At 42.9% G+C, this 10,648-nt stretch carries 6 protein-coding genes; 2 read left to right on the forward strand and 4 right to left on the reverse strand.

The genetic code is table 11. From position 1 onward, the window contains the following. Positions 1–65: 65 nt before the first annotated feature. The 4 genes from FTU45_RS08170 to tnpA all read right to left on the reverse strand — a co-directional run bounded on the left by FTU45_RS08170 (position 66) and on the right by tnpA (position 4,840). Positions 66–1,406, reverse strand: coding sequence for a deoxyguanosinetriphosphate triphosphohydrolase (locus tag FTU45_RS08170; protein WP_005097598.1), 1,341 nt, complete (start codon positions 1,404–1,406; stop codon positions 66–68). Positions 1,407–1,579: 173 nt separating this feature from the next. Continuing rightward, positions 1,580–1,711 (reverse strand): putative transporter small subunit, encoded by a 132-nt coding sequence (locus FTU45_RS15340; RefSeq protein ID WP_218949426.1) that lies wholly within the window; start codon positions 1,709–1,711, stop codon positions 1,580–1,582. Between the two features lie 11 nt (positions 1,712–1,722). Then, the gene (locus tag FTU45_RS08175; protein WP_180076239.1) at positions 1,723–3,360 is read right to left on the reverse strand and encodes a sodium:proline symporter; all 1,638 of its coding nucleotides are present in this window, start codon (positions 3,358–3,360) and stop codon (positions 1,723–1,725) included. A 1,066-nt stretch (positions 3,361–4,426) separates the two neighbouring features. Next, the gene (gene tnpA, locus FTU45_RS08180) at positions 4,427–4,840 is read right to left on the reverse strand and encodes an IS200/IS605 family transposase (RefSeq protein ID WP_081273078.1); all 414 of its coding nucleotides are present in this window, start codon (positions 4,838–4,840) and stop codon (positions 4,427–4,429) included. A 43-nt stretch (positions 4,841–4,883) separates the two neighbouring features. Here tnpA and FTU45_RS08185 point away from each other — a divergent pair, with 43 nt between their 5' ends. Then, on the forward strand, positions 4,884–6,188 hold the full coding sequence (locus FTU45_RS08185) for an RNA-guided endonuclease TnpB family protein (RefSeq protein ID WP_074382690.1): 1,305 nt from the start codon (positions 4,884–4,886) through the stop codon (positions 6,186–6,188). A 404-nt stretch (positions 6,189–6,592) separates the two neighbouring features. After that, on the forward strand, positions 6,593–10,426 hold the full coding sequence (gene purL / locus FTU45_RS08190) for a phosphoribosylformylglycinamidine synthase (RefSeq protein ID WP_180076240.1): 3,834 nt from the start codon (positions 6,593–6,595) through the stop codon (positions 10,424–10,426). Positions 10,427–10,648: the final 222 nt, after the last annotated feature.

Below are 10,648 nucleotides of genomic sequence, written 5' to 3' on the forward strand. Positions count from 1 at the left end.
GGCAAAATCTGCCGCTGTAAAATAGATGATTTTATTACAATCATCCTCCCATACAGCAGAATATTTTATAACAATCCGGCTTTATTGCCTTGTAATTCCTGCGACAGGTTATAAGCCTGATGATCAGAAAATTTCGAAACAATATCCAGCACCTGCATGATATTGTCATAATGGCTGGCGCTAAAATTCGCCCCTGAACGTTGCAGAATCGACATCAAGCGCTGTTCTTTAAAACTCAGGTTTTTATGCGGCGTTGTTAAGGGAATAAAGGCATCCAGAATATTTTGCAAACATTGATGCGCGATAATTTCCAGTCCTGCTTTTTGCGGATGCTCAAAAATTTTATCCCGTGCCAGTTCTTTGGCGCGATTAATCCCGATTTCAATGTCCGCAGTACAATATTGCAATAAAGTACCTTGTAACTGACCCGATAAAATCTGGTCATGATGACGGGCAAAAGCCGTTGTCACTTCATCGACCAGACGTTTCATGACCCGACCACGCAAGGCGGCAATTTTTTGCTGCCAGGTGGTATTGCTCATGGCGATTTCAGAAGGAATACCATAATCACCGAGCAGATTTAAAAAGACCGGCTCAACTTCGTCATAACTGAGCATATTCAGGCTAATACCATCTTCAAGGTCAATCAGGGCATAACAGATATCATCAGCCGCTTCGAGCAGATAGGTCAGTGGATGACGGCAGTAATGATATTCAGCTAACTGAATCAGTCCGAGTTGTTCTGCAATCTGCTTTAAAATCTCTTTCTCGGCCTGATAGCAGCCAAACTTGGCCCGATTGCTGGCAGGTAAATCGACTTGAGATGCCATGGTTTTTGACAGCCACGGATATTTTAAATAAGCCCCTAACGTGGCATAAGTCAAACGCATGCCGCCATCATTGGGATGGTAATCGATTTTGGTCAACAGGCGTAGACCTTGGGCATTGCCTTCAAACTGACGTACATCGGCTTCTTGTTCAGGACTGAGATCTTTTAAAAAATCGGTATGCGATGCATCGTCGAACCATTCTCGAATGGCATATTCACCGGCATGGCCAAAAGGGGGATTACCAATATCATGTGCCAGACAGGCAGCCTGAATAATGGCACCGACATCGGCCGGGGAAATCCAGGGCGGTAACTGATCTTTTATTTTCTCTGCGGCCAGCATCCCGAGTGAACGCCCAATACAGGACACTTCAAGTGAATGTGTGAGTCGTGTATGAATACCATCGTGCTGGGTTAAAGGGTGAACCTGAGTTTTACGGTTCAGCTGGCGGAAACTTTGTGAAAAAATAATACGGTCATAATCTTTGTGGAACGGGCTACGTGCCAGTTCAGTACTTTGCTTTTTACTACCAATCCGAACTGTCGAAAGCAGCTCTAACCAACGCATTTGAGTCATTTATCATTATTCAATTCTTTGCTAAGTGCATCATGCCAAAAAAGTAGCAACAGCACTAGAGTGCTGCGACATGAATTGTCGGAACAAACAAAACCCTGTGGAAATTTCAGCTGAACAATCGCTATAAAAAAACAGGTCATATTGACCTGTTTTTATCTCATGATAGAAGTGGACTAAAGCAAATCTTCACCACTGATCTTGGCTTCCTGGATGTCTTTATAGACCCCAATGCAAATGACGAACAAAATCATCGTCGCCACCAATGGCCAAAAAAGTACATATAGGGTCATAAATTGACTACTCATCTGAAATCTCCTTATTTACTTTTCTCAGATATCTGGTGAAATTCAATCACCATCTTATTGATTTGTTTAAAATCAAATCGTTCTTTGCTATTCATTAAAGTCAGTACGGTACAGACAATGGCGCTGCTGCCGTAGGCGGTCAGGGAACTCAATAGCGTGCCATAATCACGCAGGAAGCCGATGGTCCATGGAAGGAAGCCGATACTGGCCAGAATACCGACCACCAGGCCGACTTTCTTGCCAAAGAAGCCAAAGCTCATCAGACCCAGTACCACACCAATACCGATGGTGGCCATAAGCTCAAAACTGAGTGCGATCAGACCCTGAATTGGCAGCCATTCAAATCGAACCACCAGAAAGCTTAAAAATGCGATACCGACAGACCAGTTAAAGGCACGGGCATTGACCTTGTCCCAGTACAGGCTGGCAATCACCGGGAATACGATGGCACCCCAGAGTGCACCGACGAAAATCAGCATCGCTAGAATGTCGAATTTAAGCGTGGCAATTAAAATACCGAGCATGGTGGCTACAATCATGGTCATCCGGCCAATAAACAGCATTTTCTTCGGATCAGGACGATTTTTAGCAATCTGTTTGCCATAAATATCGGTCATTACGATGGCAGACAGGGCAGATAAATCCGAATCCGCCGTTGACGAAAGCGCGCCAATCACCATGACAAAGAGTAAGGCCACCATAAATGGAGACAGATACGTTGCTGCCATTTGTGGAATCAGGTTGTTCAGGTTGCCATCAATCGGCTGAATCCCGGCAAATAGTGCCAATAATCCGAGCATTCCCAAACCGACGACAATCGCGGCATAACCGATGGTTGCAGTAATGAAGCTGGGTTTGATCAAGTCTTTACGCACTGCAAACAGGCGTTGGGCGATGGTCTGGTTACCAATTGCATAAGCCAGTACCGCCACAAAAAATGGTGCACCCTGTTCTAAAAATGCGGTTTTCGAAAAGAAATCCAGTTGTTCCGGTTGCAGATTATGCATGCCGGTCTGGAACAGTGAGGGGCCGCCCAGGGTGAAAAATAGCGTCGGAATAATGATCACTGCCGCCACAATCATGGCGACCAGTTGACCAAAGTCGGTAAATACCGAGGAGCGGAAACCTGACCATAAAGTATAGGACAGGACGCCAATTCCGGTAATCAAGACCCCATGGATAAAGCTGAGGGGAGACAGAATTTCAACCAGCGCACCTGCTGCGGTAAAGTTTACCATCAGACTGATCACGCTTCCGACAATATTGGAGCCTGCCAGAATCATCTGGCTCTGGTTGCCATGCCGTGCATGCATGATTTCTGCCAAAGTGTGTGCATTGGGTGCCAGGTCGCGGAAACGTTTGCCGAATGGGTAGATAAATAAAATCATCAGTGCACCCCACAAACCATAGTGTAAGGCACCGGAAACACCGTATTTATATCCGGACGAAGCTGCTGCATAAAATGAAGCGGCCCAGATCCAGGTGGCGGTCATACTGGCCGCAGACACTCCAAATCCGATGGAGCCATTCGAGACCATATATCCATCGACATTTTCATTTTTTTGCTTAATGCGTAACGACAATAGAAAGGTGATGCCATAGAAAAGCACCATCAATAGTACAGTTGCTGTACTAGTGAATTGAAACATACATACTCCTTAAGCGGGTCACCTTTTGTTTTTGAAAATTAAATCATTGGCAACAGATTAAGGCTCTAGATTAGACAGAGCAGTGAAGCTACAGAAAATAAAAAAACCAGCGTCTGAATATCAATTGGATATTCATATCTGCAGCAGAAAAGAGGATGATTCATGCGTCCTGAATGTGGACATTTCCTCAGCAATTGGCGTAGAGGTTAACATAAAATCATCAAATTTACTGATGAAGTCATTAATTATGTAGATTCTTTGCTGATATAAGGCTATTTTTGATTTCAACATCTTATAAAATGTAGATCTGTTGGTTATATATTTTTATAGGAATTACAGGTATTTATTGCATGGTTTTTTATTAGAATAAAGATGGATGTCAGTCAGAAAATGAAAAAGTAACAAAATTTTAATATTTCTTATTTTCTTCATTATGAGTAGTGATTTTTTTCATAATAGCCTAAAAAACTTTCATTAATTCATGTCTGATGATGCTTATATATTCTGAATTTTTGCATAAGAATAGAGGCCGAGAATCAGTTTGAATTTAAGCTTTATATTTTCAATTGATTAGCATGTAATTTCGCTCTTTTTAGCGAAGAATTTAAGAAATATTTGAATCAATATTTTTGGTTAATATATCGGTGAAAACAGACTTAATATCCTGGAAATCCATTTACTAAAGTAGATCTATTGATTTTAATTCTCACTCTTTATTAGAAACTATGGTGAGGTCTTATATGTGAGATTTAGGTATCTTTGAATAGAGTTCATATATTAAGATGAGTGATCGGAGTAATCTGGGCTACCGGATATTACTGGAAGTCGATTGAAGCAGGCGATATAGTTTGCTCATACAGACAGGCTCGAAAAGGGAGAACAGCGGGGCAGAGTCTTAAATCCTGCAATGGAGCCCGGAATGGGGATAGCTGGATACAAAATTATTTCAGTAGTGCAACTCGCCGACAGAGAGATGAGCTAAAAAATGAACTCGACTGTTTCAGTCTATCTGTAAGTGAAAGAGGACTCCACCCGACAGTCAGGGTGGAGGTGAATTTCACAGATTTTAACCTTGTTGGTTTTGAATGTATTTCTTAATAATATCTAAGGGCGCACCACCGCACGACCCTGCAAAATAAGATCGTGACCATAAAACAGGTTTTGCATAACTACCACGTAAATCTAAAAATTCATTCCGCATTCTTCTGCTTGTTACCGATTTTAAATTATTCACCAACTTACTAAGCTGAACAGTTGGTGGGTACTGAATAAGCATGTGAACATGGTCAGCCTCACCATTACATTCTTTTAGCTCTGCATCAAAATCTTTGCATATTTCGGCTACACACTCACTAAAATACTTATGATGTAGATCATTTAGAATTTTCTTTCTGTACTTTGTAATAAATACTAAGTGTACGTGTAAGTTAAAGGCTGAATGGCGGTTTTTATAGATTTCAGTCATTGTTTGATTGTTCATTTAATGATAGCATTTGATTATATTAACACATACATACTCATTTATGAAAATCAACAAAGCGTATAAATTTAGGCTTGAGCCTAATGCAGAGCAGGAGCTTGTTTTAAATAAGTTGCTTGGCTCTGCACGTTTTGTTTGGAATCAAATTTTAGCTGTATCGTTCGAGATGCTTGCTAATAATGAGCGAATCAACAAAGTTAATTTAGTCAATAAAATTCCTGAATTACGAAAAAAACCTGAGTGTGCTTTTCTAGAAAATAGTTCAAATGGCGTTTCACTTCAACAAAAAGTGCGTGATCTTGGTGATGCTTGGGGGAAGTTCTTTGACCCGAAAGAACAAGCCAAGTTAAAGCAAAAACCATTTAAAGCCAAAAAACCAAGATTCTTTAAATTGCCTGATGGTCGTGAAGTCCAACTTAGACCACTCATGCCACGATTCAAAAAGAAATCTAATGGCTGTGATTCCATTCGTATTGTTCAATTCAATAGATACTGTTGGGTTAAAGGCAACCAAGTTAAGTTACCTAATGACATTGGCGTTGTGAAATTCAGAAAATCACAAAATATTGTGGGTGAGATTAAGAACGTCACAATCTCCAAGCATGTCGGGAAATGGTATGTGTCATTTGGTGCTGAAAATACGGTAGAAGCACCAGTCCATCCATCGAAATCAGCCATTGGCATTGATTTAGGTATTAAAAAGTTAATTACAACGTCTAGTGGTCAAGTATTCGACCCGATCAATAGTTTCAAGGCCAATCAAGTAAAGTTGGCTAGGCTTCAGCGCAAGCTGAGAAAGAAAAACAAGTTCAGTCAAAATTGGAAAAAGCTGAATCTCAAGATCAATACATTACACCATCATATTGCCAATATTCGGCATGACTACTTGCACAAAGTCACCACAACGCTCAGCAAAAACCACGCAATGATCGTAGTTGAGGACTTAAAAGTAGCCAATATGTCGAAGTCAGCGAAAGGCTCAATCGAGAAAAAAGGAAAGAATGTTAAAGCCAAGTCCGGCTTAAATAAATCAATCCTGGATCAAGGTTGGTCAATGCTTGTTGGTATGTTGGAGTACAAACAGCAATGGCGAGGTGGTTTGCTTGTTAAAGTTGACCCTAGATATACAAGTCAAACTTGTAGTTCATGTGGTCATGTTGCAAAAGAAAATAGGCTTACTCAAGCAAACTTTGAGTGTGTCAGTTGTTGTTTTAGCGAGAATGCAGATATTAATGCTTCTCGCAACATTTTGGCGGTGGGACACATCGTTTTGTCTGTGGAGGGTGGATGCGGTAAAGGTCGCCTTGCGAAGCAGAAAGCAAGTGAAATCCGTGAGGAAGTCACCTAAGAGCTTTTGCTTTTAGAATCCCCCACTTGAACATCGTGAAAGTGGTGGGAGTATGTCAACCCGAGAAGCTTTAGTCTATCCTTAATAAGTTTTTTATAACGGCTCAAGAATAAGTTCTGTACGCATTTTAAGTGGTCTTGCTGTTGAAAAATAATACAATTTTCTTAAGTGAAATTATTGTTAATCGGTTTTGATTTTTCTTTAACAAATTGTGTTAATCTACGCGACTACATTCAATTTTCCTGCCTGAAAATAAACACAATATTTTAAAAATACAGAATATTTCAGCCGTAGTTTTCGTATTTGCCATCTAGCCGATTTCCTTATTTCACAGTAGAATATGCGCTCTCTCAAGTCACATTGTGGCATGGTTGTTCAGACCATCCCGTGGAGCCAAAATCAGCATGTTTATCGTTGCCGGTGCACCCGCACATTCTTCTTTTAAGAAAACTCAACTATTATCGCGTTTGACGTCAATTAGTTCTGTTCAATCAATTGAAAGTCAATGGGTCTACCTCTTTGACCAAGCGCTCAGCGAGCAACAACAGCAATCAGCTTTACAGCTTCTCAACGATGGGCAATCTTTTGAATTGCACCAGGCTGCAAGTGATGAAATCCAAATTTTAGTGACACCGCGTGTCGGCACCATCTCGCCTTGGTCTTCTAAAGCTACAGACATTTTCAAAAACTGTAATACGCCGGTTCATCGTCTTGAGCGCGGCGTTTTATTTACGTTGAAGGGTCTAAAAGACGTATCAAATGAAGTTCAACAGATTTTGCATGACCGTATGACTGAAAGCGTATTCAATGCGATTGAAGAGGCTGCGGTACTGTTTGTTGAAACAGCACCAAAACCACTGAACTCGATTGATATTCTGGGTGAAGGTAAAGAAGCACTGGTTAAGGCCAATAATGAATTTGGTTTTGCATTGTCGATGGAAGAAATTGATTACCTGACTGAAGCGTTTATCAAGCTGGGTCGTAATCCAAATGACATCGAACTGATGATGTTTGCACAGGCAAACTCTGAGCATTGCCGTCATAAAATCTTCGGTTCTGAATGGACCATTGATGGTGAAGTTCAGCCATTGTCATTGTTCCAGATGATCAAGAATACTTATAAAGAATCACCTACAGATGTATTGTCGGCTTATAAAGACAATGCTTCGGTGATTGTCGGTTCGGATACCCAGCGTTTTTATCCAACCAAAGAAGACAATGGCCAGCAGGTTTATAAATATAAGAGTCAAGCCGTGCATATCTTGATGAAAGTGGAAACTCACAACCATCCGACAGCGATTGCACCATTTGCCGGTGCTGCGACAGGTTCGGGCGGTGAAATCCGTGATGAAGGTGCGACCGGTCGTGGTGGTAAGCCTAAAGCAGGTTTAACCGGCTTTACAGTATCTAACCTGAACATTCCGGGCTTTGAACAGCCTTGGGAAGAAAACTATGGCAAGCCATCGCGTATGGCATCGCCGCTACAAATCATGATTGAAGGCCCATTGGGTGGCGCTGCGTTTAACAACGAATTTGGTCGTCCTGCCTTAAATGGTTACTTCCGTACCTTTGAACAAAACATCAATGGCGATGTTAAAGGTTTCCATAAGCCAATCATGATTGCCGGTGGTTATGGCAACATCCGTCCAGATCACGTTGAAAAAGATCCAATCTTGCCGGGCGATTTATTGATCGTGCTCGGTGGCCCTGCCATGCTGATCGGTCTCGGCGGTGGTGCAGCATCTTCTGTAGACAGCGGTAAACTCGGCGAAAACCTGGATTTCGCTTCGGTACAACGTGAAAACCCGGAAATGGAACGCCGTTGTCAGGAAGTGATTGATACTTGCTGGCGCATGGAAGACCAGAACCCGATCGTGTCTGTACATGATGTGGGTGCAGGTGGTGTATCGAATGCCATGCCTGAACTGGTGAATGACCATGAACTCGGTGCGGTGCTGGATCTGCGTAAGATTCCATCGCTTGAGCCGGGCATGTCGCCTATGGAGATCTGGTCAAATGAAGCGCAAGAGCGTTATGTACTGGCGATTCGTCCATCTTCTTTAGAATTATTTGAATCGATCTGTGCGCGTGAACGTTGTCCGTTTGCGGTACTCGGTGAAGCAACTGAAGCGCGTCACTTAACCGTTGAAGATCCGTTATTTGGCAACAAGCCAGTGGATATGCCAATGCAGGTAATGCTTGGTGGTACACCGCGTATGAGCCGTTCATATGAAACCATTGAACGCAAAGGCGATGATTTCGACGCGGCTAAAGTCACAGATCTGAAAGATGCGATTTATCGTGTTTTGAAAAACCCGACAGTGGCTTCTAAATCATTCCTGATCAGTATTGGTGACCGTTCGATTACTGGTATGGTGGCACGTGATCAAATGGTCGGTCGCTGGCAGGTTCCGGTGGCGGATGCTGCGGTAACAACGACAAGCCTAGTAGGCTACACCGGTGAAGCGATGGCGATGGGTGAACGTCCACCAGTCGCATTGCTCAATCCTGCTGCATCGGCACGTTTATCAGTGGCTGAATCAATCTCGAACATCATGTCTGCAAAGATTGAAAAAATCAGCGACATTAAATTGTCTGCAAACTGGATGGCTGCTGCAGGTCAACCGGGCGAAGATCAAGCGCTATTCGAAGGTGTAAAAGCCATCGGTATGGAAATGTGTCCAGCACTGGGTATCGCAATTCCAGTCGGTAAAGACTCATTGTCAATGCGTACCACCTGGAATGACGAAGGCGAAGACAAGTCTGTCACTTCTCCAATGTCAGGCGTGATTACTGCATTTGCACCTGTGACCGATGTTCGTAAAACATTGACCCCTGAATTGAAAAATGAAGAGTCGGTACTGGTTCGTATTGACTTGTCTAAAGGTCAGTTCCGTCTAGGTGGTTCGATTCTGTCTCAGGTGTATAAAGCAATCGGTTCTGTGACGCCTGATGTCGACAGCTTCGATGACTTCAAAGCATTTTTCGCTTTGGTTCAAGACTGGAACAACCGTGGTCTGATCAAGGCATATCATGACATCGGTGATGGTGGTTTATTGGCGACTGTTGCAGAAATGATGTTCGCATCACGTTTGGGTGTAGCACTAGAAGATCAATCAATTGCAAGCTTATTCGCTGAAGAAATTGGTGCAGTCCTTCAAATTGCCAAAGCAGACTGGGAAGCGCTACAAGCTGAAGTTGCAGCATCTACCCTGAAAGATGCCATTCAGGTGGTGGGTACGGTAAATAACACGGATCAGTTATCTGTAAACGGTCTAGTACTTGAACGTGCTGATCTGCAAGTGGCTTGGACGGAAGTATCCCACCAAATCCAGCGCCTACGTGACAACGTACAAACTGCGGATCAGGAATTTGCTCTTATCACTGACAAATCTCATGCAGGTATCATTGCGAAACCGACATTTGATTTGAATGAAGCGATTGAAGCGCCGTACATTAATTCACGTCGTCCGAACATGGCGATTCTGCGTGAGCAGGGTGTCAATGGTCATATCGAAATGGCAGCAGCATTTGATAAAGTCGGCTTCAATACCGTTGACGTACATATGAGTGACTTGCTGGCAGGTCGTATCAGCCTGGATGATTTTGAAGGCTTAGTGACTTGTGGTGGCTTCTCTTACGGTGACGTGATGGGCGCTGGTGGCGGCTGGGCAAAATCAGTATTGTTCAATACTAAACTGCGTGACCAGTTTGAGAAATTCTTTAACCGTCAGGAAACCTTCTCGCTGGGTATCTGTAACGGCTGTCAAATGTTGTCTCAGTTGGCTCCGCTGATTCCGGGTGCTGATGCTTGGCCACGTTTCCACCGCAATACTTCTGAAGTGTTTGAAGCACGTGCGGTGAATGTTCGTGTGGAAAAATCAAACTCTGTATTGCTTCAGGGCATGGAAGGTTCGATTCTGCCGATCGCTGTAGCACATGGTGAAGGTCGTGCGGTTGCAACTGCGGAAAACTTTGCTGCGCTCAACGCATCGAATCAGGTGGTTCTGCGTTATGTAGATAGCTTGGGGAATGCAACACAACATTATCCATTGAACCCGAACGGCTCACCGGAAGGTATTACCGGTGTAACCTCTCAAGACGGTCGTGCAACAATTATGATGCCGCACCCTGAACGTAACTTCCGTGCGATTCAGCATTCTTGGAAACCAGAAGACTGGGATCAAGATGGTGCTTGGTTACGTATGTTCCGTAATGCACGTAAGTTCATTGGTTAATCGGTTTTAGATTAAAAAAGGGTTGCGTCAGCAGCCCTTTTTTTATGTATGTTTCGGAGTTAACATCGTTTAAATAATTCAAATAAGTAACCAGTTAGGACTTACGCATTGACGGATTCAAAAAAGTATTAAAATACTTTATAAAGTATCTGTGATCAGACGAATTAAACATGCTTCTACAGCAACTTGTACATTACCCATTTATATGGGCTTTCTCATGAC

This window comes from Acinetobacter sp. YH12106 (assembly GCF_013418995.1).
GTDB lineage: Bacteria > Pseudomonadota > Gammaproteobacteria > Pseudomonadales > Moraxellaceae > Acinetobacter > Acinetobacter pseudolwoffii.

Bases quoted from the DNA above. Each gene is read 5' to 3' on its own strand.
- purL (WP_180076240.1), top strand. From the start codon at position 6,593: ATGTTTATCGTTGCCGGTGCACCCGCACATTCTTCTTTTAAGAAAACT.
- FTU45_RS15340 (WP_218949426.1), bottom strand. From the start codon at position 1,711: ATGAGTAGTCAATTTATGACCCTATATGTACTTTTTTGGCCATTGGTG.
- FTU45_RS08170 (WP_005097598.1), bottom strand. From the start codon at position 1,406: ATGACTCAAATGCGTTGGTTAGAGCTGCTTTCGACAGTTCGGATTGGT.
- FTU45_RS08175 (WP_180076239.1), bottom strand. From the start codon at position 3,360: ATGTTTCAATTCACTAGTACAGCAACTGTACTATTGATGGTGCTTTTC.
- FTU45_RS08185 (WP_074382690.1), top strand. From the start codon at position 4,884: ATGAAAATCAACAAAGCGTATAAATTTAGGCTTGAGCCTAATGCAGAG.
- tnpA (WP_081273078.1), bottom strand. From the start codon at position 4,840: ATGAACAATCAAACAATGACTGAAATCTATAAAAACCGCCATTCAGCC.